The following is a 23,338-nucleotide window of genomic DNA, read 5'->3' on the forward strand; positions in this document are numbered from 1 at the left end:
TTCGGGCGAAAAAAGTGTAATGAGAAATCTCGATCGATCAACTTTTAGTATTATCAACCGAGTTTTCAACAATGTGATTATTTTGTCAAATACTATAAGTTGTATATTATTATAATAATACGATTTGTATAGATAATAAGGAGGCCGGGCAATGAAATTGATAGAAAAGCAGTTGAGCCGTACCGATATCTACAAGGGGCGAATCATTGAGGTTGCTGTGGACGATGTAGAACTGGAAAATGGCGCAAAGGCTAAACGGGAATTGGTCATGCATCCCGGCGGGGTTTGCGTTGCGGCGCTGACCGATCAGGACGAAATGCTTTTTGTCCGGCAATTCCGCTATCCTTACCGAGAGGTCGTTTTGGAGGCGCCGGCAGGTAAGTTGGAGCGCGGCGAAGACCCCTTTGAAGCTTGCAAGCGTGAACAGCGGGAGGAAACCGGGACCACGGCGGATACTTATTTAAACCTGGGAGTGCTTTACCCTACGCCCGGTTACTGCGACGAGATCCTACATCTCTATGCTTGCCGCATCACAGGGTATGGGGAATCCCACTTGGATGAGGATGAATTTTTGGAGGTCGAGCGCATTCCATTGCAGAAGGCGGTCGAATTGGTAATGGATAATACCATCAAGGATGCCAAGACGCAGGTGTTGGTTTTAAAGGCTGCTCTCTTGGTGGAGCAAAAAAAGATATAACAAATTGTATAAATTATAGTTTTTATACAGCTTGTCAAATTTTATATAGCTGGAAAAGGCAGAAACCGATGGGGTTCCCGTCGGTACTGCGGTCAAAAGATCTGTTCCGTTTTGTGATACAGAACCGTACGCACTTAAGAAATATTCTGAGAAATGGTTGTTTGATTAGGGAAGTCCGCTGGATGGCACTAGGCCGATTTTTTCAGAGTAGGCGGAACTGGCATTTTTGAGGAAATGACGATGAAACGATTGTTGCTGGTATCGATGTTTGAAAAGATTTCTCATCGATTACAGGAGATAGAACTCGAATTTCATAACAAGACGGTCACCTATATTCCCACAGCAAGCCTTGTGGAGGATACAGGAGATTGGATCTCGCTTGAAAAAATGCATTTACAGCGCATGGGCTTGGCCGTCGATGAGCTGGATATTTCCAAGTCTTGTTATGAGACAATCCAACAGACTCTACAAAAAAACGACCTGATTTATATAGCGGGTGGAAATACCTTCTTTCTCCTGCAGGAATTGAAGCGTACGGGCGCGGATCGATTGATTGCCGAGGAGGTCAACCGGGGAAAGCTCTATATTGGAGAATCCGCGGGGGCGATTGTGACCGCACCGGATATTGGATATTCGGCAGCAATGGACGACCGGGAAAAAGCGCCAAAACTGAAGGAGGACTCCGGCCTGCATCTGATCGATTTTTTCGTCCTTCCACATGCGGGAAATCCCGCGTTTCAGGAGGCCGTGGAAGAAATTTTGCGAAACTACGCATCCTCTCTGGATTTAAAAGTGATAAACGACCGTCAGGCGCTCTTTGTTGCGGACGGCCGTGTAAAAATTCTAGAATAAAGAAAACTGCACAGTCACAAAGCGCTGTAGGAAGAAAGGACGGCCCGGCCTTTACTTGTTCGGGAGGCGTTTCTTACCACGGCGCTTTTTTCTGCGCAGTTTTTTATTTGATAGGTACCAAAAGGAGTGCTTTTCATCCGGTGAAGATCTTTTTGCTCCTTCCGGGTCAGAAACGATGGAATTGGCAATCCAATGGCGTTCTTGGAACGGAAGATTCCACTCTCAAAGGGGTAAAACCTTTAAAAGGACGCATTTCCAAACGGGCAAACGGAAAAACATCAAACCAACCAGAAATATGCTCATTCCATCAACGGAAAAACCTACAGAAAGGAATTTTTAAAGGTTGGCGGATTCCGTTGCGCCTTTTGTCTTATGGAAAATAGATACTTTCCCATAGGGGGCAAATACATATGGGAAACGGGTATTGGGCAATAGGAGGATTCTAACGTTATCTGCGGGCCTGGCTGTCAGGAACCATTCTTTTATTTCTTATATTTGGTGATGTCACAGCAACAGACCAAGGCGGCTGGTTCATTTCGCCATGGGATCAAGGAGGCATCGGCTAACAGCCAAGAATTCAAAAGAGGCTGGTAGATTTCTAAGACGAGGCTATTTTGCGTTTCAGAAAGGCGCTGGACAGGACAATCCGCACAGGGGTAACCCTGTTGAAAAAAAGATTCGTAGCAACGTTTTCCAATGCAGGCATTTGGGAAGATAGAACTCAGCCCGCGATTGATATAGAGCAGTTCAAACGATTTGGGATCGACCAGATAAATCCAGGAGTTCTGATTGTCCAACATGGTGCAGAGGGACTCCTGTGCCTGCATGGCCTTTTGTTGTGCGCGGTGTTTCAAAAGGAAAACGCTGAGAATCTCCGATATAAAGGCCAGAGCATCCACTTGATCCTGTGTCCAAAAACGGTTGATCGAGCAGTCGTCAAAGCCCACAAACCCCTGAAAGACCCCGTTGTCATAAATTGCGCTTTGTAAGAGCGATTTGATCCCCTGCGGGGCTAAGATGGCATAGGGTTCCTCTTCCAAGGAACAGATGTCCCGACAGTAGAAAATCCCATCTTCATTGAAATTGTCAAGGTAGCGGTTGTTCAAATCTTCTTCATAAGAGATGGACTGTAAATTTTCAATTTGAGGGGAGATTCCTTCATTGCACCATTCAAAGGTATTGCAGCAGTGGGTTCCGTCCTCGCTGTTTTCAAAGATATAAGCGCGGCTGACGTTGAATTTCTTCCCCACCATTTCCAGGATGGATTGTACAGCGGTCTCGACATCATGGGCTTGGTAGAGAATACGGAAGCAATGCTCTGCCAAGCGGTCGAGCAAGCCGTCTGGCTCATCGGAATCGATCTTCCCTCCGATGTATGAGACTGGCTGGGCTGTTGTGCGCAAAAAAGTCTCCGTTGTGGAGGATGTATCGTATGCATGATATTGATTTTTGCCATTCTTTTTGGCTTGATACAGCGCCAAGTCGGCATTGTGATACAATTCCTTGAAACTTTTCCCATGCAACGGATAGACCGCAGCCCCGACGCTACAGGAAAGGTGGATGGTCGGCGAATTTTCGGTACCATTGTTTACCGTCTGGATTTTCTCCAATTCATGAATAACCTGTTCCGCCTTTTTTTGCAGGATGGAAGTGCCCTGTAAATGTTCCATGAAGATGATAAATTCATCCCCGCCAATGCGTCCGACGATGTCGGTGCTGCGGAATTGTTTTTTGATTCGTTGCGCTGCTTCGATCAGGATGGCATCGCCAAAGAGATGCCCCATGCTGTCATTGATCTGCTTGAAATTATCCAAATCGAGAATCATCAATGCGGAACAGCTGTGTTCATCCAGGGATTTTAGATGTTCTTCAATGCGCTTTTGGGATGTCCCCTTATTGTACAGACCAGTTAGGGAATCGTGCTGGGCAATCTCCAGCAGCTTTTCCGCCTGCCGCTTCTCATTGTCGATATCGATTAAAACACCGATCGCATGAATGGGATGGTTGGCCTGGCTGATCTGTGCGGTCAGGCGCGCGCGGCACCAGAGGTACCGGTCGTCCGCCGTACGGATGCGTAGCTCCATATCCGCATAGTGCGACCCCTTTCGGATGGAATATAAGGATTCCACTACACGGGCTTGATCGTCAGGATGAATGTGGGAATCCCCTCGAAGGATACGCGTCAAGATCTTTTCCTGCGAAGGCATATAGCCAAATTTGCGTTCCCACTTTGGCGAGCAGATGAATGAGTCGGTTTCAATGTTCCATTCGATGATAATGTCATCGGTTTGGTCCATGATGATCTGATGTCGTTCGAGACTGAGGCGCAGTTTTTCTTCAAGATTTTTGCTCTCTGTAATGTCCGCTAAAATACAGCAGTAGGTATCCGGTTCACCAATCTGACGGGTCAGACGGCCCTGCTCCAAAATCCAGAGGGTTTGTCCATTGCAGTGTTTGACCCGGTATTCCAAACGATGGTCTTTTCCCGTGCCGCTTTGCCGCAATAAGGATTCCATCACAGCGGCGCGGTCACGTGGGTCGATCATCTCTAAAAATTTATTTTGAAATTTTCGTTGAATATCCTCCGTCGTATAGCCAAACAGGTTTAAAAAGCCCCGGCTGACATCCAAAATGGTCCAACCGGTATCTGTATAACAGCGAAAAATCCCACCGGGAATTTCACTGCTCATCAGGTGGACTTCGCCCGGCTGTACAGAACGGCCCAATGAATCGGGAGACAGGTGATCTGCCATTTTGGATTCTCCCCTTTCGTAAAAAATGTCCCATGCATACGAATCTGCAGTGGACAAAAAAGGACGGATGTGCGCAAAAAATGCGGAGAGATCGTCCGAGCATGTTTGAAAAAAAATCTTTATTTTTATTATACTGTCTGATTCTATATAAGTCAAAAAGAAATATAAAAATTCTTGTACGTTTCTAGAATCTACCGTGAAAGAGGAAAATATGGTATACTGAACCGGTGAACAGCGGCTTGGAGGGAGTAAAAATGAGTACGGGAGAGGCACAGAAGGTGACGGGCCGATTTGCCCCTTCGCCCAGTGGACGTATGCATGTAGGAAATCTGTTCAGCGCCCTATTGGCTTGGCTTTCAGCACGATCGGTAGGCGGCCGGATGGTTCTCCGGTTGGAAGATCTCGATCCAGACCGCACCTCACGGGCATGGGCTGACCGGATAGAGGAGGATTTGTATTTCCTCGGATTGGATTGGGAGGAAGGGGGGCATCTGGGAGGGCCGAATGGCCCTTACTATCAAAGCGAGCGAACAGAGCTTTATAAGATGGCGTTTGCACAGTTGGAGCAAAAGGGTCTTTTATATCCCTGCTTTTGTACGCGGGCACAGCTCCATACAGCCGAAGCGCCGCACAATTCAGATGGAGAAACACTTTACACGGGCCGTTGCCGGGAACTTACCCCGGAACAGATCATGCATCTTTCCCGCCTTCGACGACCAGCGGCACGGCTGCGCCTTCCGGATGAAACCATACGGTTTGAAGACGGCCATTATGGGCGGTTGGAGCAAAATCTGGCATCGGAATGTGGGGACATCATCCTGCGCCGGTCGGACGGCGTCTTTGCCTATCAGTTGGCTGTCGTCGTAGACGACATTGCAATGGGTGTGACCCAGGTTGTGCGCGGCCGCGACCTTCTTTCTTCAACGCCGCGCCAGATGTATCTTTATCGGCTTTTTGGCGCCGAGCCGCCTCAATACATCCATGTACCCCTTCTTTTGGCGCAGGATGGACGGCGGCTTTCCAAACGGGAGCGCGATTTGGACATTGGCGCATTGCGTGCCCATGGATTTACGGCGGAGGAGATCGTGGGGCGAATAGCATACCTTGCAGGGCTTCTTCCCCATCCTTTTCCCGTACGCCCAAAGGAGCTACTTCCGTTGTTTTCCTGGGAAAAGATCCCAAAGAAGGATTTAATGCTACCGGAAGATCTGTTTTCTTGATTGCAAAAGAAGCGATTTCCATAAGGTTGTCAAAACAAATTAAAAAAGCCATCGACGAGGGGATTATCCGTTTGGGAATCCCTTTGCGCTGGTTCTGCCGGGGGGACAGGAGGAATTCGATGGAGATTCGGTTGTTGCGAAATGCTGAGACCCAAGAGGCTGTTCGTTTGATTTGGGAGGTTTTTTCTGAATTTGAAGCCCCCGTTTATTCAGCACAGGGTGTAGAGGAATTCCGGATGTTCCTGCAAAATCGTGTGGAAATGAACGCTCTTCGGATGTACGGGGCATGGGCGGATGGACAACTCACGGGCGTATTGGCCATGCGCGGAGCGCATATCGCCCTGTTTTTTGTCCGGAAGGAATGGCATCGCCGCGGTGTGGGAAAGGCTTTGTTTCAAACAATGATGGACGATACGCCATACCTGGAGATGACCGTACATGCCTCCCCCTATGCGGTGAAGGTGTATCGGCGGTTGGGTTTTTTCGCCACGGATGCAGAACGGACAGAAAATGGAATACGGTATACGCCGATGCGTTACCAGGGGCCCGAAAAATGATCCATATGTGTTCCATATAAAAGATATTTCGTGCGATAAAAACAAAAGTGAAAATCATGGGAAAAGACAGAGGACTTTTCCTAGAACTTGACGCCCATCCAACAAGGGCGCACAGGATCATTTCTTCCTGTGCGCCCTTGTTGGATTTTCCAGTTTTTGCGGTTCCTATGGTTCCTACCGCAGATATAGGGGTTCATTTACCGTAGAAAAATATATTCCCTCAGGGTTCGTTTTGGATTCATACGGATATAATGGTTCGCTCCATTTGCCTATAGAATTTAAGTAAGGTCTGCAACGATTGTCAAGACGATCTACATTGCTTGCCTAATAGGCAAATCTGACTAACTACCGTGGTGAATGGCTAAATCATTGAAATCTCTGTGCCGGTTCCCTTTGTAGAGCTGGAAAAGATATTTATCGCCCCAATACATTGACCGTTGAATTTTCCCCATCCAGGCGTTTGGAGAATTTGTAATGGAAATTGTTCATTTCTTCCCGCAAATAAAATCGGTGAGCGTCCGTTCGCAGTTGATTGCTAGCTGCTTCCATTTGAGTACATCCCCAATCCTTTGCAATTTGACAACCGATCGCAAACATATCCTTTCCCACGCCCCGGCTTCGATAAGCATCTGCAACGGAGAATTCCAATATTTCTGCAATGGTTTCTGCGTGGTGCAGTTGGTCCTCCATACGTAGATTCATTACAGCCACCACTGTCCCCTCTTCCTCACACACCAGGCAATAGTAGTGCTTATCCTGAACTTGACGGGTATAAATATCACAAAAGCGTTCATAGGGGAGTTCCTTCTTTTCCAGGTCGCAAATCAAGTCGTAAATGGCTTTGCAGTCCGCCAGGGTACTTTTTCGAAACATAAATGCCTCCGTCCTTTTGTTTGCTAGCTTTCAGGGGAAGTCTTTTCCATAGAAATACCGTTATGTATAAAATAGAGCGTTCCCCCAGGTCTTAATGTCGAAATCCACAGAGAAAAAACCGCCCTATCAAAAGAGCGGTGGGATAAGAAATTTTTTAGAGACAGCCTGCGGCCATCCTCTCTATTTTCTTAAAACAACGCCCTAAAAGGTACGTTGAGATCGAGAAAACCTGTGTGGGACGAATATGAATCTTCCCTAGACAGGTTGTTAGCGCTCCTACAAGTTTTCTAAAAACAACGCCCTAAAAGGCACGTTGAGATCGGAAAAACCTGTGTGGGACGAATATGAATCTTCCCTAGACAGGTTGTTAGCGCCCCTACAAGTTTTCTTAAGACAGCGCGCTAAAAGACGCGTTGAGATCGGAAAAGTCTGCGTGGGACGAATATCCATCTTCCCTAGGCGGGCCGTTAGCGCTCCTACAAGTTTTCTTAAAACAACGCCCTAAAAGGCACGTTGAGATCGAAAAAACCTGTATGGGACGAAAATCAATCTTCCCTAGGCGGGCTGTTAGTGCCCCTATAAGTTTCCTTAAAATGACACCCTAAAAGACGCATTGAGATCGGAGAAACCTGTATGGGACGAAAATCAATCTTCCCTAGGCGGGCCGTTAGCGCCCCTACAAGTTTTCTTAAAACAACGCCCTAAAAGGCACGTTGAGATCGGAAAAACCTGTGTGGGACGAATATCCATCTTCCCTAGGCGGGCCGTTAGCACCCCTACAAGTTTTCTAAAAACAGCGCCCTAAAAGGCACGTTTAGATCGAAGAGACCTGTATGGGACGAATATCCATCTTCCCTAGGCGGGCCGTTAGCGCCCCTACAGGTTTTCTTAAGACAGCGCTCTAAACAGGGCGTTGTTTTAATTTCTATATGCGTTATTCCTCTTCAGGCATATCCATCAGTTTGCTTGGATCAGAGAGCACCTGCTGTGCGGCGATAGCGGCGGCACCCATCAATACAGGATTTTCCGACATAGTGTCCAATTCGATCACAATTTCGTTGTAGATCAATGGATTTACGCAGTCGTGGACACGTTTTTGGACGATGGAGAGCAGCAGTTCCCCATCCACTTTGGTCAGCTCATCACCGATTACAATCAACCCAGGGTTGAACTGGTTAATCAGATTGATGATACCAATAGCAAGGAACCCACAGACTTTCTCATATTCCTCGCGTGCGACTTTGTCGCCCGCTTTGACAGCTTCAGAAATTTTAGCAGTACTCAGGTCGTCCAGTGACAATAGGGTGTCCTCCCCATCACGAATGCGTTTTTCAATGTTCTCACACAAAACTATGTAGGAACAATACTTTTCCAAACAGCCGTAGTTGCCGCATTCACAGCGTGGACCGTTGAAGTTAATGGTGTTATGACCAAATTCGCCAGCCAGTCCACGATGGCCTAAGACAAGCTTTCCGTCCGTTATCATACCACAACCGACTCCCTGACCAGCCAAGACATAGATCATATTGCGGATACCATATTCCTTGCTGCGATACCACAATTGCGCAAAAGCGCCTGCATTAGCATCATTGACAATTTGGATCGGCACGGAAAAATCTTTTGTCAGAGCATCCTTGATTGGGAAATTGTGCCATCCGGCCAGTTCCGTTACAAAGAAGATGCTATCCCGCTCTTCATAATATGGGCCCGGCATTGCCATGCAAACGACCGGGATTTCTGTGTCCGCATTTTCTTGTAGCATGGTATAGATCGCCGTGCGGATGCGCGTAATCGTAATCTGTACATTTTCCTTTGGGCCTATTTTGTACTGCTTGACGCCGTACAATTTTCCGGACAGGCCTGCCAGGCAGAGATAAAACGCGCTGCGCGTCATGCGGATACCGATCACTTTATATTTTTGGTCGTTGAGTGCTATACCAATGGAGCGGCGTCCCTTGCTACCGCTCATCAATCCGGTTTCTACGACTAGCCCACAGGTGATAAATTCATTGATGATATTGGTGATGGTCGCCTGTTTCAGGCCGGACAGCTGTGAAAGGGTAGCGCGCGAACAAACCCCTTCCTGCCGCAGCAGATCCAACACCAGTGCGCGGTTGATTAATTGACTTTTTTCTTGATTGATACTTTTCCGGGTATTGAATTCGTTCATTATTTTTCCCACCCATCTAAAAGAAATGTTTGGCAAAGAAACTGGTAATTTCTTTTATTATACACGTAGCAATTCGACAAATAATTCTCATATTACAATAAATATGTACAAATAGCACCATTTTCTCGAAAAAATTTTATTTTTTATATGAACCATTTAGAAAGAACACATAAAATCTATTTTGAATAGGGAAGGTTTTAATTCATAACATATAGATAACAATTTCTGCCGGTATTTTTCATTGGACTCTCTGTGTTCCTTTGTGCAATATTCCTATTCTGTTCATCGTGCATTTTTCAAAAACTATTTGATTATGGAGAAGTTCCTGAACAAGGGTTCAGAGACAGGACCAAAGTGAAACATGGAGAGGGCCGTGGAACGATCTCTTCCCAGCGAACATAGGTACAAAATAGTATGGGACGCCCTGAATCGCAGTCTGTGGGCCGGGTACAGGGCGTCCTTTTATGTGGGTGCCTTTTAGCAACTGTTTTGCAACTGGCGGGGACGGGAAGAGCCACGCATACGATCAAAATTTACGGGTAAATAAATCGTCATTCTCTAATAGGCTCTCGACCGTTGGGAATCCTAGGCGATCCAACAGGTCGATCACATAGAGATTATCGATGGGGGTGGGCGCCGGCGCCTCCTCCCCATACCGATCGACCTCTTCACGTGCAAACTCCTTGTCGATCAGAGCGCGGGGGCCACCGACACAACCGCCGACGCAACCCATACCTTCCAAAAAGTTGGCGTCCAGCTTGCCTTCTTTTAAATCGTTCAACAGCTGTTTACAGGCAGGCACACCGCTGGCCTGTACCGCATGTACTTTGATCTTACGGTTGGGATTTAGACGTTGTACGCAGTCCTGTACGGCCTGGCTGACGCCGCCGGCACGCGCATAAATACGCCCACCCATGGAGGAATGTTCCCGATTGTCCTCAGCCATCTTTTCGGGGTGAATATCCGCAAAAGCGAAGATGTCGCGCACCTCCTGGAAGGTGAGCACGTAGTCCACTGCATCCGCGATGTCGGGTTCGCGCGCTTCCGCCTTTTTGGCCAGGCAGGGACCGATAAAGACCACTTTGGCCCCCGGCTCCAGGCGTTTGATGACCCGTCCGCAGGCGATCATGGGAGATACGGCAGCCGGCACATGCGGCATCAATTCCTTGTAGACCCGCCGCAACATGGCAATCCACATCGGGCAGCAACAACTGGTCAATTGATAGTCCCGGTCGGTTAGAATGTTTGCATCGAATTCCAGGGCTTCTTTCAGGGTTAAGATGTCTGCAAAGAGTGCGACCTCCACCATCCCGGTAAATCCCAGTGCTTTCAGGGCCGTGCGAAGCTTACCCGGGGTCACCTCTTCGGTGAATTGGCTGATGACGGCGGGAGCCACAATCGCATACACCGGCGCATCGCCCCGATGGATCATGGCCAGAGTGGGAAGAATATCTTTGCTCTCCACCAAATTTTTAGCTTTACAGCGTTCTACACAGGCGCCACAGCCTACACACATTTTACTGTTTACTGCGACATTGCCCTTTTCATCGGTATAGAGGGCATCAAAAAGGCATTTTCCCGCACAATTGGCTGCTTCCTCTTGCGAGCAATTGCAGTCGCCGACGCGCCAGACCGTCGGATATTTTTCTGGATTCAGCAGGCAGTCCAACTGGTGGGAATCAAAATCCTCCTGCCGGAGTTTTTCCAACTCCTCTTCGGTTTTATGGTTTACAGATGCGCGAACCAACCGGTCATACAGTGCGTTAAAGGTCGGCATATGATCAAATCCTTTCTATATGGAATCCATGGGGTTTTTCCCACCATTGCTTTTAATCGGAAAAAGTTTCTTCTGAAAGAACCAAGGGCAAATTGCGCAAAATTGCTTGAACAAACAAGGGGCCAATCAACCGGTTTCTCCCTTGTTTCGCGGGACAAAGCGTTGTTTTTTCTGTTACAGTAGGGTTACCATTTTTTCGTTCCACATTCGGACGTATGGTTCAGGTTTTCCCCTCTCCTCCTGACGCGGGCACATGGGAAGAGGCCGCCTGCCGGTACCACCCAGGGGTGACTCCTTCATAACGCTTAAAGGCGCGGTTCATTGTGATGGAATTTGCGTATCCCACCATGGACGAGATGTCTCCGATGGTGTGGTCCGTGTGGAGAATGAGGTCCTTGGCGCGCTCAATCCGGTATTTGTGCAGATAATCTAAGAAACCTATGTTCAACTCGGATTTAAACAGGTTGGAGAGCACGGGGAGGCTCATATGGAAATGCTCGGCCACCGATCCCGCGGAGAGATTGATGTCCTGGTAATGTTCCTGTATGTATTGGATAATCGGTTCGATGCGTTTTCCCTGTGGACGGCTTTGTTCCTTCTGGGTATCCAGATAATCGAAAATTCGGCGGGTACGCCGGCACAACGACTCCATCCCCCGCGCTTGACGCAGTTGGTCGGAACAACGCAAACTTTTGAGGAGTTCCGGGTCCAGGCCGCTGTCGAAAAGAGAGAGCAAGATCGAGTCTGTAAGATAAGAAATCTGGAGCTGTGCCTGTGGTAAAACAGCCGGATGACGCGTGTAAGCGTTTTCGATCTCCCGCAACATTTCAGTTGCCTGCTTGTAGTTGGCGGATTGAATGGAGTTGGACAGTTTATTGACCTGCGCCAAAAACTCGCGGTTCCCACTTCCTGCGGAAAGGACTTCAGCGAGGCGGCTGTAGACGCCAATGGAGCCATATTCCCCCGTCAACAGATGGTATTCGACTACCTGCATGGCCTCCTGGTATGCATCGTGCAGGTCATTGAGCAGAATGTGTTCGTTGCTCAAAGAAATGGAAACCTGCATATGAAGCTCAGAAGCAGCGAATGTTTGCATGTTTTTTGCGCACGTCTCAACTGCTTCTATTTCCTCACCGTCAAGATCAACGATACCGATATAGCGGTCCAAGTCGGCCACAACATAGGAGGAAAAACCGCCGTTTAAGAAAAAGGAACGGCAGGTTTCCTGCAAAAGGTTTCCAGCTTCTTCCCTCTGTGTGGGCGGCATTTCCGCCTCTTCTTCTTCATCGATCAAAAGGACAAATACAAGAAACCGTTTACATGCAGTTGGGAAGCCACATTGCCCCAGAGCCTCCGCAATGTCGGGCGTCAAACAGATTTCCCCTTTTAATAGACGTGTCACCAAACTGGTGGCGAGCAGGTCGCTCTGCGAACTGAGCTGATTTTCATATGTTTTTGCCTTTTTGGAAAGCTCTTGGACAGTGCTGGCGACCATTTGGAATTCACTTTGGTCTCGACAGCTCTTTTCCAGCGGCAGCGCGTCCACCATACGTTCCACTGGCCGGTACAGTGTGGCCGAGAAGAAATAGGACAGGGCGCCGCCAGCCACGAAGGTGACTGCAAAGGTAATCAAGATCGAACCTAGGATCATAGTGATCCAATCCCGGGAATCTTCGTCGGGGATGACCACAATCTGTTGCAGCGTATCGTTGGTGAATCCTTGGTGATAAACAAAATAGGATTGTCCGCCCCAGGTTTCCATATGAAACGCTGGCCAGGAGGCGACCTGCTCGAACTCGAACGGAAGCTCGGGCTGTTCGTCGGCCGGTTTGGAGGTGATAATCTGATTGTTCCGTGTTAAAAATACCGTCTGTGCGCCTTCCGGCAGATAGGAATAGCGAAGTTCCTCGGAGACCTGCTGGTCTTCCATACCGATGATCCATACAACATGGGGGTAGATCTCCCGAACATAGACGAAACGGGCAAAATCCATATTGGGATCGTGAATGATGGCACAGGCCCCCTCCTCCCCGACCTGAATCAATTGATTCCAGGTTTGGATATTCATTCCGAAATGTTCAGTGATGGTTCCATTTTCCAAGGAATCCTCTTCGGCCGTTTTACCAAAGACACGCCCGCTGTTCTGAAAATAGAGAAACATCGGAGGGTCGGTACTCGGAAGGTTGAAACGGACAGTATCGACGTATGATTGGACAAATTCTACCGCCTGCGGAGAGCCCAATGAAATGTATTCTGCACTTGCAAGTGTGTCCAGGCCTTCCAGTTGGGAGATGATCACGCTGACTTCTTCATAGAGGGACATCTTATCAGCCGTGTTGCTCATGCTCTTTTCGACCATGGACTGATAAGAACGGATGGTTTCCTCCCGCCGGGTCTTTTCGCCGTTTAAATATTGAAGCAAAATCAATAGGCTGCACAGAAAGGTGACTGCGAAGAAAGCCGCCATCAATTTATAAAAGCTCTTTCCACGATAAGGCCTTGCTTTTTTCAAAATTGGATTTCCCTTCTTCCTCAAAAGTTTGTATAGGCCAACGGTGGTTCATAAGAGAACACCGTAAGGCGTTCTTTTGGGACAACGTTTCTATGGAATAGCTGCCGTTTGAACGAGTCATTGTGTCCCTAAAAGAGAGGATGACCATCCTACTTTTCTGGTATGGAATATTTTGAGTTATGTAGCGACAAAATCGGGTATAGATAGAACATTTCACCGAGAAATAGAAAGTTTAACTAAAAGTCTTATAATACAATGTAATTTGTTGAAGTTATAAAATGGAATTTAGACAAAATTCCATTCAAATTCGAAGATTCTATAAAAAGTTTCTTTTATAAAAAGATGTCAAGAAATATGCGCAACGATTCCGATTCAAAAAAGATGTTATCCGCAATAAATATGTCAAGAAAAAATTTATATGTCCTATTTTATCGAAAATAGTCTTCTCAATAGTAGAGAAAAAAGATTAATAAGAAAAATATTCTCTTCATTTTTTTAAAGAGCAATAGACTTTCCTGTAAAATAGTCTTAAGAGGACGTGCTATATGCAATTTTTAAGTACTAACAGATTTTTTGTTCGTGAATATAGCTAATTTATGACGGATTTGTTAGTACAAAAATAGTGATTCTTGATTTTCATCTGCACCCAACATTATACTATATCCAGTCAGATATTCAAACCGATAAATAAATGAAATTAGAAATAATGTTTTACCAAATGTTGATTTTGGCAAATCTTTACCAGAATCATTCCCTGTGAAGGAAATGCGAATTTATCGGTTTGGAATGTGTATTTTTCTATTTTGCACTGGTTGAGAGCGGACCGGTTTGGAAGGGAGGCGTTTATAGAAGAAAAATCGCTTGGGGATTCCTGCAAAAGGCCTAAAAAGGTTGGGTTTACTGCCATTTTGTCAGAATGTCCAGGCAGATCGTCTGCGAATTTTCTCTTTCTCAGAAGAGGAAATTTAAAGCGTAGGACCTGTGGTTGGGGACTGGTTTTTGAAACATTCTTGGAAGACGCAATTTCAAAATGAAGGAGAATTGTATTATGAAAAGACTACGGAAAGTCGTTTCCTTGCTCCTGGCGTGCTCCATGATCGCCGGATCAACCGTGACGACCGCTCTTGCAGCGTCGCCAACGGATGAAATATCCGAGCGTGAGATTCGCAATGCAGAGCTTTCCAGAAGCGTTGCCGCGCAGGGCATGGTTCTGCTGGAAAACGAAAACAATGCACTCCCGATTCCGCAGCGGAGTAAGATCGCCCTGTATGGCGGCGGAGCTTATGCGACCGTAAAAGGCGGAACCGGTTCGGGAGATGTCAACCAGCGCTATGTGGTCAATGTTTGGGACGGCCTGAAAAATGCAGGCTATACGATCACGAGCGAGGATTGGCTGAACGATTATAAAACCGCCTATGACGAAGGAGAGGAAGATTGGCAGGGCGGAATGTGGGGCAGCTTCTCGCTGCCGGACACGGAAATTACAGACGCAAACATCGAAGCGGCGTCCGATGCAGATACAGCGGTGTATGTAATCGCACGCAACTCCGGAGAGGGTGCGGACCGTAAGAATGAGAAGGGCGATTATCAGTTGACCGACATCGAGTATGCCAACCTCCAGAAACTGGGCGCAAACTTCGAAAATGTTGTGGTCGTTCTGAATGTGGGCGGCATCGTCGATACAAAGTTCTTCCATGAAATTGTCGGCCTCGATTCTTTGCTTCTGATGAGCCAGGCCGGTATGGAAGGCGGGAACGCCTTGGCAGACGTCATTTCCGGCAAGGTAACCCCTTCCGGTAAATTGACTGATACCTGGGCTGTGGATTATGAGGACTATCCGTCTTCGGATACCTTTAGCAGTAACGATGGAAACACCGACACAGAAACATATACGGACGATATTTATGTTGGGTATCGGTATTTTGACAGTTTCGGCGTTGAACCGGCGTACGAGTTTGGTTTTGGCTTGTCGTACACCACGTTCGACACGGAAATCAATTATGTTCAGGCGGATGAACAGACCGTCACTGTAAATGCGACGATCACCAACACGGGAGATACATATTCCGGAAAGGAAGTCTTGGAAGTATACTTCTCCGCTCCGGGCGGCAAAGTGGAAAAACCTTATCAGGAGCTTGCAGGATACGCCAAGACGGACGAATTGGCCCCGGGCGCCCAACAGACCCTGACCGTCTCTTTCCCGGTTACGGAGATGTCCTCCTATGATGAGGATCAGGCAGCGTACATACTGGAACGCGGCATGTATACCATTCAAGCGGGGAATTCCTCCCGCAATACAGTGGTTGGCGGCGTTCTCAATGTCAATAAGACCGTTGTCACGGAACAGCTCAGCCATCAGCTGGCCCTTCCGGACGATGTGGAACTCGAACCAATCAGCCCGAATGCGCCGGCCACGATGTCTGCAAAAGCGGCAAATAGCGCAGATATGCAGATCATCAATTTGGATGCATCAAAAATTGAAACCGTAAACAATGCTTCCCCATATGATGACGAAACCGTCGCCACCTATCGGGTAGAGGGCGAAGAAATTGAAGCGAACAGTTTTAACGGCAGCCATCCGGTAGAGGAAGTTACGGTTGCAAAGATTGAAAATCCGAATCTGAAAGATGTCTATGATGGAAAATACAGCCTGGAAGAGTTTGTCGCGCAAATGAGCGTAGAGCAGCTCGCCACCCTCGCGGAAGGGATTGGCTGGAGCAGCGGCGGAACACCGGTCATCGGTTCCGAATCCGATTCCGTCCCCGGCGCGGCAGGTGAAACCACGAAGAATTATCTCAAAGATTTGGGTATCCCCAACATCGTTTTGGCGGATGGCCCGGCGGGCGTCCGCATTTCCCAAAGCTTTGAAGGAGAAGACGCAGAGACCGGTGAAACACAGACCTACTACCAGTTCTGCACCGCATGGCCGATCGGAACTTTGCTCGCTCAGACGTGGGATAAGGACTTGATCGAAGAGATGGGCAAAGCGTTTGGCGAAGAGCTGGAAGAAATGGGCGTCACCCTTCTGTTGGCTCCCGGCATGAATATCCACCGCAATCCGCTGTGCGGCCGTAACTTCGAGTACTATTCCGAAGATCCATTGGTCGCCGGTATGACCGCTGCATATGAGACTCGGGGCGTTCAGTCCAACAAGGGCGTCGGCGTTACTCTAAAACACTATGCGGCGAACAACCAGGAAAACAACCGCAACGCAGTGGATACGTTTGTCACTGAACGCGCCCTGCGTGAGATCTACCTCAAGGGATTTGAAATCGCGGTTAAGAATGCACAGCCGATGGCGCTGATGACCTCTTATAACCTCATCAATCATGAGCCGGCGGCGGACAGCTATGATCTGTGCACCGACATCGCGCGCGGCGAATGGGGCTTTGAAGGCGTCATTATGACCGACTGGGGCGGCGGACAGTCCCATCCGGACATCTCCATGCATGCAGGCAATGACCTGATTATGCCCGGTGGTTCAACCTCTACCATTATTTCCGGTGCAATGAATGTCCCGGCGAAGTTCAATGAGGACGGTTCCATCGCCGTTGAGAAAGTCAGCAGCGGTTGGGGTCCGACAAAGGACACCGAAATGTGGAACGATTTTGTTCCGGTAAAGTATGCGCAGGGCGAATCCTGCGGTGTGCAGGGATGCACCGAAACCACTTATAAGCATTCGCACGACGCGAGCAATAAGATCGTCTACGAAGGCTCGTATAAGGAAGATACCATTACCAAGGGCGACATCCAAAAGAGTGCAATCAATATCCTCAATATCATCATGCAGTCCAATAATATGGGCAGCGTACACGGCGTAGAAATCAACCCCTATCTGGACCAGTTCGACGATCTGAAAGAGTACATAACCGTTGAGAAGTCCGATGTTTTGGGCGGCGGTTACACCATGACCCAGATGCCGGAAGAGAACGGCGGCTGGTGGAAGGTCGAGAACAAGGGCGGCGCAACGTTGGGTGTGATGGACAAAGACATCATCATCGAAAAGGACGGTTATGCGTTTAAGGATCTAAACGGAAATGGCAAAGTGGACATCTATGAAGATTGGCGGCTCGACACCGAAGTCCGTGCACAGGATCTGGCTGAAAAGATGGTTGCGGACGGCGAGGAAGGCATTGCAGCCATCGCCGGCTTGATGTTGTACAGCAGCCACCAGTCCGTACCGAGCGAAGACCTCACCGAAGCGCAACAGACCTTCCTGCGGGACGACAATGTACGCGCAGTACTGATTACCTCTGTCGAATCCCCGGAAGTAGCGGCAAAATGGAACAACAATGCACAGGCATTTGTGGAAGGACTTGGTTATGGCATCCCGATCAATACCAGTTCCGACCCGCGCCATGGAGCAAGCGGCAAGAGCGATCTGGAATATGTTGCAGGCCAAGGCGGCACCATCTCCCTGTGGCCGGATTCGATTGGACTTGCAGCGACCTTTGATCCGGAGATCGTCGAACGCTTTGGCGACATCGCCTCTCAGGAATACCGCGCGCTAGGCATTGCAACGGCCCTTTCCCCGCAGATCGACCTTGCAACAGAGCCCAGATGGTCCCGTGTAAGCGGTACCTTTGGCGAGAACAGCGACCTCGATACGGACATGGCCCGCGCCTATGTCGACGGCTTCCAGACCACGTATGACACCCTGAATCCTTGGGGCGATACCAGCGTCAACGCGATGGTGAAGCACTGGCCGTCCGGCGGACCTGAAGAGGGCGGACGCGACGGACACTATGGCTATGGCAAGTATGCGGTATATCCGGGCGACAATCTGGAAGAGCAAATTAAACCGTTCGTAGAGGGCGCCTTTGATCTGAATAACGGCACAGATTACGCCGCAGCGGTCATGCCGTACTACACCATCTCCTACAACCAGGCGCCGGACGGCACCAATGTAGGCAATAGCTACAACAAGTACATCATCACCGATTTGCTCCGTGAAAAGTATGGTTATGACGGCGTGGTTTGCACCGACTGGATGATTACCGCAGATGCAAAGGATGACGCTTCGTTTACCGGCAAATGTTGGGGCGTTGAGGACCTGACGGTTGACGAACGCCATTACCTGGCACTCCAGGCAGGCGTCGACCAGTTTGGCGGCAACAACGATAAGAACCCGGTCATTGCAGCGTATAACATGTGGGTAGAAGACTTTGGCAAGGAATCCGCAGATCAGCGCTTCGAGGATTCTGCACGCAGGCTTCTCCGCAACATCTTCAATCCGGGCCTTTTTGAGAATCCATATCTGGACCCAGTGGAATCTACAGAAATTGTTGGCAACGAAACGTTTATGGCAGAAGGCTATGACGCTCAGGTCAAGTCTGTAGTCATGCTGAAGGATACCAACGGCGCGATCGTTCCGGCCGCAGAGGATGAGAAAGAAACCGTCTATCTGCCGAAAGAAGACAATGGCAAGTACTGCATGAACGAAGAGATCGTTTCCAAGTATTACGACATCACGGACAATCCGGACGAGGCAGATTTTGCAATCGTAGCGATGGATGCGCCGAATGGCGGCAGCGGTTACAGCCAGGCCGACCTGGAAGCAGGCGGAAACGGATATGTGCCGATCACCCTGCAATACGGCGAATATACTGCCGATACTGCGAGAGACCCGAGCATTGCAGCGGACCCTGGTGCTGAATTTATCGATTCGGAGACAGGCGAAGTGGTCTATGTCGATGAGGTCGACAACCGCAGTTATAAGGGCAAGACCGTCACGGCCAGCAACTACTCTGAGTTGGAAAAACTCCAGGAGACCAGAGACGTTATGGGCGAAAAACCGGTTGTAGCGTACGTGAAGGTCAGCAACCCGATGGTATTCTCCGAGGTAGAGCCGCTTGCAGATGCAATCGTACTGGGCTATGGTATTCAGGATCAGGCGGCAATGGAGATCATCTCCGGTACAACGGAACCTTCCGGCCTCCTGCCGATGCAGCAGCCGGCCAATATGGAAACCGTTGAAGCGCAGTTCGAGGATGTCCCGCAGGATATGGAATGCTATGTGGACTCCCAGGGCAACACCTATGACTTTGGTTACGGCCTCAACTGGTCCGGCCAGATCTTTGACGAACGCACCGAAAAGTATGCCGACTTCTCCGGAACAGACTTCCATCAGAAGCCCGTCATGCTCTTCACTAAGAATGTAAAAGTATTTGTCAACGGCGAAGAAAACAAGATCGCAGAACTCACAGGCCGGCTCACCGGCAACTTTGAGGATGGCGAGGAAGTCACAGTGACGTTCCAGCCGTATGCGAACGGTAGAGAGTTCTCCCGGATCTCACTGAATGGTAAGAACATCGACTTTACCAATACCAAGGAATACTCGTATACCTTTACGTATGATGCGGACGACAAGTCCACGCAACGCAACTTTGCGTTTGTTATCGTGGATAAGCAGGTTCTCAAAGCAACCATCGATGCGGCCAATGCCTGCGGCGATGAAGTGGCGGCAGCGATCCCAGAAGTTCAGGAAATTTTCAATACCGCCCTGGACGCAGCAAACAAAGTCTACGGAGACATTCACGCAACACAGGCAGAGATTGACGAGGCGTGGAGTAACCTGATGGATGCCCTGCACTTATTGAGCTTTGAAGAGGGCGACACCAGCGCTTTGGAAAACCTGATCGAAGTGGCAGAACTTATGGATCTGGATGAGTTCTTCGGCGACAAGGACGCCTTTGCAGAAGCACTTGCCGCGGCAAAAGAACTTGTCAAGGAGGAACATCCGTTGGCAGCCGAGGTAGATGAAGCGTATAATAACCTGTACAATGCAATTATGGGCTTGACGCGTGTGGCAGATAAGGACTCGCTACAGGCAGTCGTCGATAAGGCGAAGAGCCTGGATCTCTCCAAGTATATCGACAACGATGCCAAGGCAGCGTTGCCAGCCGCCATCGAAGCAGCACAGGATGTGCTCAATAATGAAGAAGCAACGCAGGACGAAGTGGATGAACAGGCAAAAGTGTTGAACGCGCTTCTCATGGATCTGCGCAAGAAGGCCGATAAGAGCGAACTGAACAGCATTCTGAGCAAAGCACAGGCGATTGACACCAGCAAGTACACAACGAAATCTGTGGCCGCGCTCGAAGACGCTATCGACGATGCTCTGGCAGTGATCGACGATAAGGATTTGACCGAGGAGGACCAGGCGGTGGTCGATCGGGTGGCCAAAGCGTTGAACCGTGCTTACAACGGCCTTGTCGAGAAGAACGGCAGTTCCAGCTCAGGTTCCAGCGGTAAAAAGTCCTCGGGCGGAAGCTCTGCATCCACAGGCAACACCTATGGTTCCACTGGGACAGCAGTGGTTGGCGCAGCAACCGCAACGCAGAACGTCGCAAAGGTTGTCTCCGACACAACGGTCGATTTTACTCTAAAGAGGGGCAGCGCATACTGCTTCAAGATGACCGTCACCGGCACAAATGTGGCGCCAAACTTTACGGTTGGCAACGGCAGCGTTTTAAAGACGCAATTCCTCTCCAAGATTGGCAACGATTATTACTATCGAGTCTATGCGGTTGGCACGCCGGGCCAAAGCACGGGTGTTTATACAACGCTGGCTGGCCAGAATGCGGTGAAACACTGCACAGTGACAGTGGGCTAAGAATTCCCGCGAACAATGTACAAGTACAAAGAGCGCAGTATTCCCGGGGAAAGAACGAAAGGCTTGACGTACTTGTTATAAGCATGGATTGTACGGCGCTTGGGAAGCCTCTTTGCGAAGGATGGAAGGGGTTTCCCCCTCCCCGGTCAACACGGTAAGATTACCGGCCGTGTGGTACGCATGGTAGGAAAAGGACGACAAACGGCAAAAAGAAAATTTTACTCCGGAACCCTCCACCAATACGGTGGAGGGTTCTCTTCTTCTGTAAATAGAAAAGAGGGTGGCCCAAAAGGGTGAAATGACGGAAGAATTCTCTCGTTTTTTTAGAAACTCTGGTATTTTTTTGGCCCAAAAAAGACAGACAATGGAGTATGTTCGCATAAGTACAGTATCTATCAGTAAAACAGCGAAAGAAAAGTAAAGAAAATTACAACAAATGAAAGAGCCCTATCTAACGATAAAGAGAAATACAGAGTTAAAAAATGACACTTGAAATAGAATGTCATTTCTTTTAGATAAAAGAGGATACCCCTTGCCCTTGAATTGAACAATTCGTAGTTTTGAGACGCCCTCATTTTGATTCATAAAGGGCGTGTTTTCCCATCACGGAAGCTTCCTCCTTTTTCAAGGCAAATCCGTTTGTTCTTGCAGAAAGAACGGCAGTATGGTATAATCTTTTCAAATTTTAATATGGGGAATGAAGGTCTCCCCCGGCGTTTGTCGAAACCGCTTCATAAGCTGATGACTTCTGTGATGGTTGATCGCAGGGGCATTGGCTTTTTTTATGCCCTTGCATAGGAAATATGGATGTTCAGCTGGCGTTCCTCAAAGGGGATGGTTTGGAAAGCGGTATGGATGGATGTAAGAGTCTGGAGGTGCAGGTATGTTATTGAGTCTCGCTTTCATTTTTCTCTGCGGCATGTTGTTTGGAGGGATTTTTGAAAAATTGCGGCTTCCTCCCCTATTGGGAATGCTTTTTGCAGGCATTCTTTTGGGGCCTTATGTGTTTGATTGGCTGGACCCGATGCTTTTGTCAATTTCCGCCGACCTGCGGCAAATCGCCCTCATCATCATATTGACCCGTGCGGGGTTAAATCTGAACGTTTCCGATCTCAAAAAGGTAGGCCGTCCAGCGGTACTGATGTGCTTTTTACCCGCATCTTTTGAGATTGCAGGGATGCTTTTGCTTGCGCCAAAGCTTTTGGGAGTAAGCCTGCTGGATGCAGCGATTTTAGGAACCGTGATTGCAGCTGTTTCCCCTGCGGTAGTTGTTCCAAAGATGCTTAAATTGATGGATGAGGGGTACGGCGTCAAGCAGGGGATCCCACAGCTGATAATGGCTGGGGCTTCAGTGGACGATGTGTTTGTCATCGTATTATTTACATCCTTTACGGGGCTGGCCAGCGGGAGTGCTTTCTCCCCGTTTGACTTTGTACGGGTTCCGACCTCTATTTTTCTGGGGATGGCTGTCGGGGTTCTTTGTGGGCTCCTGTTGTCCCAGCTGTTTCGAAAGATACACCTGCGGGACAGCCTTAAAGTACTTCTACTTTTAAGTCTGTCCTTTCTATATGTTACACTGGAGGATGCGATTCCAGGTGCAATCGGATTTTCTGGGTTGCTGGCTGTCATGAGTACGGGGGTTATGCTGCAAAGAGGGCGCAGTGCGGTAGCAGATCGCTTGTCGGCCAAGTATTCCAAGCTCTGGGTAGCGGCGGAATTGTTGCTATTTGTCCTCGTCGGTGCAACGGTGGACATCCAGTATGCATTGGCCTCGGGACTTGCGGCGGTCGCTCTACTTTTTGGAGTGATGGGATTCCGGATGTTAGGCGTGTTTGTTTGCCTGTTGGGCACAAAATTACAGATGCGGGAACGCCTCTTCTGCATGTTGGCATATATGCCAAAAGCGACAGTACAGGCTGCCATCGGTTCCATTCCCCTCTCCATGGGACTCTCCTGCGGCAATATTGTGTTGACAGTCGCTGTGTTGGCGATCTTAATTACGGCGCCATTAGGGGCTTTCGCCATTGACCACACCTACCGGAAACTCCTGTCCAGGGATACCCATGAATCCCCTGTGTGATTTTTTGTCCCTCTCCCCCATCCAAGAAAATCACACGTTTTTTATAGAATCACCGGAAAATATGCAATTTTTTATGAAAAACATTTGAAAATAAATGCAAAATGGATAAAAACAAAAAGAATTGTTACCACAAAAATAGTGATTGTTGTGTTTTTTTATGTACGAGATTATACTATTTTTGAAAGCAATATAAAACTCGATGACATTATTGTAGTGGGCAGTGTTTTTTCGG

The 23,338-nt window shown here is 48.6% G+C and carries 11 protein-coding genes and 1 riboswitch; of the genes, 6 read left to right on the forward strand and 5 right to left on the reverse strand.

The genetic code is table 11. The annotated features are described in order from the left end of the window. Positions 1-151: 151 nt before the first annotated feature. Both B9Y59_RS00280 and B9Y59_RS00285 read left to right on the forward strand, forming a co-directional pair. The gene (locus tag B9Y59_RS00280; RefSeq protein WP_054324639.1) at positions 152-697 is read left to right on the forward strand and encodes an NUDIX domain-containing protein; all 546 of its coding nucleotides are present in this window, start codon (positions 152-154) and stop codon (positions 695-697) included. 240 nt (positions 698-937) lie between these two features. Continuing rightward, positions 938-1,549 (forward strand): Type 1 glutamine amidotransferase-like domain-containing protein, encoded by a 612-nt coding sequence (locus tag B9Y59_RS00285; RefSeq protein ID WP_085531032.1) that lies wholly within the window; start codon positions 938-940, stop codon positions 1,547-1,549. A 482-nt stretch (positions 1,550-2,031) separates the two neighbouring features. Here the strand turns inward: B9Y59_RS00285 and B9Y59_RS00295 are convergent, their stop codons facing one another. Next, a complete protein-coding gene (locus B9Y59_RS00295) occupies positions 2,032-4,302 on the reverse strand; it encodes a sensor domain-containing diguanylate cyclase (protein WP_085531036.1) in 2,271 nt (756 codons plus the stop codon). Positions 4,303-4,556: 254 nt separating this feature from the next. Here B9Y59_RS00295 and gluQRS point away from each other — a divergent pair, with 254 nt between their 5' ends. Together gluQRS and B9Y59_RS00305 are read left to right on the forward strand one after the other, a co-directional pair. Further along, positions 4,557-5,522: a tRNA glutamyl-Q(34) synthetase GluQRS gene (gluQRS, locus tag B9Y59_RS00300; RefSeq protein ID WP_054324633.1), complete on the forward strand. Its 966-nt coding sequence runs from the start codon at positions 4,557-4,559 to the stop codon at positions 5,520-5,522. A 119-nt stretch (positions 5,523-5,641) separates the two neighbouring features. Then, positions 5,642-6,079: a GNAT family N-acetyltransferase gene (locus B9Y59_RS00305; RefSeq protein WP_085531038.1), complete on the forward strand. Its 438-nt coding sequence runs from the start codon at positions 5,642-5,644 to the stop codon at positions 6,077-6,079. Positions 6,080-6,493: 414 nt separating this feature from the next. Here the strand turns inward: B9Y59_RS00305 and B9Y59_RS00310 are convergent, their stop codons facing one another. The 4 genes from B9Y59_RS00310 to B9Y59_RS00330 all read right to left on the reverse strand — a co-directional run bounded on the left by B9Y59_RS00310 (position 6,494) and on the right by B9Y59_RS00330 (position 13,411). Further along, positions 6,494-6,952 (reverse strand): GNAT family N-acetyltransferase, encoded by a 459-nt coding sequence (locus tag B9Y59_RS00310; RefSeq protein ID WP_085531040.1) that lies wholly within the window; start codon positions 6,950-6,952, stop codon positions 6,494-6,496. Positions 6,953-7,886: 934 nt separating this feature from the next. Next, positions 7,887-9,122 carry an ROK family protein gene (locus B9Y59_RS00315; protein ID WP_054324895.1) on the reverse strand — a complete coding sequence of 412 codons (1,236 nt, stop codon included), beginning with the start codon at positions 9,120-9,122 and terminating at the stop codon, positions 7,887-7,889. 526 nt (positions 9,123-9,648) lie between these two features. Continuing rightward, positions 9,649-10,899 carry a [Fe-Fe] hydrogenase large subunit C-terminal domain-containing protein gene (locus tag B9Y59_RS00320; RefSeq protein WP_085531042.1) on the reverse strand — a complete coding sequence of 417 codons (1,251 nt, stop codon included), beginning with the start codon at positions 10,897-10,899 and terminating at the stop codon, positions 9,649-9,651. A 220-nt stretch (positions 10,900-11,119) separates the two neighbouring features. Next, the gene (locus tag B9Y59_RS00330) at positions 11,120-13,411 is read right to left on the reverse strand and encodes a helix-turn-helix domain-containing protein (RefSeq protein ID WP_085531046.1); all 2,292 of its coding nucleotides are present in this window, start codon (positions 13,409-13,411) and stop codon (positions 11,120-11,122) included. A gap of 1,048 nt (positions 13,412-14,459) precedes the next feature. Here B9Y59_RS00330 and B9Y59_RS16090 point away from each other — a divergent pair. Both B9Y59_RS16090 and B9Y59_RS00340 read left to right on the forward strand, forming a co-directional pair. Then, on the forward strand, positions 14,460-21,026 hold the full coding sequence (locus B9Y59_RS16090; protein ID WP_085531048.1) for a glycoside hydrolase family 3 N-terminal domain-containing protein: 6,567 nt from the start codon (positions 14,460-14,462) through the stop codon (positions 21,024-21,026). Between the two features lie 684 nt (positions 21,027-21,710). Beyond that, positions 21,711-21,784: riboswitch (Fluoride riboswitch) on the forward strand. A gap of 125 nt (positions 21,785-21,909) precedes the next feature. After that, positions 21,910-23,106, forward strand: a complete 1,197-nt coding sequence (locus B9Y59_RS00340; RefSeq protein ID WP_085531050.1) for a cation:proton antiporter — start codon at positions 21,910-21,912, stop codon at positions 23,104-23,106. Positions 23,107-23,338 lie beyond the last annotated feature (232 nt).

It is taken from the genome of Anaeromassilibacillus sp. Marseille-P3371, assembly GCF_900169665.1.
Classification (GTDB): Bacteria; Bacillota; Clostridia; order Oscillospirales; family Acutalibacteraceae; genus Anaeromassilibacillus.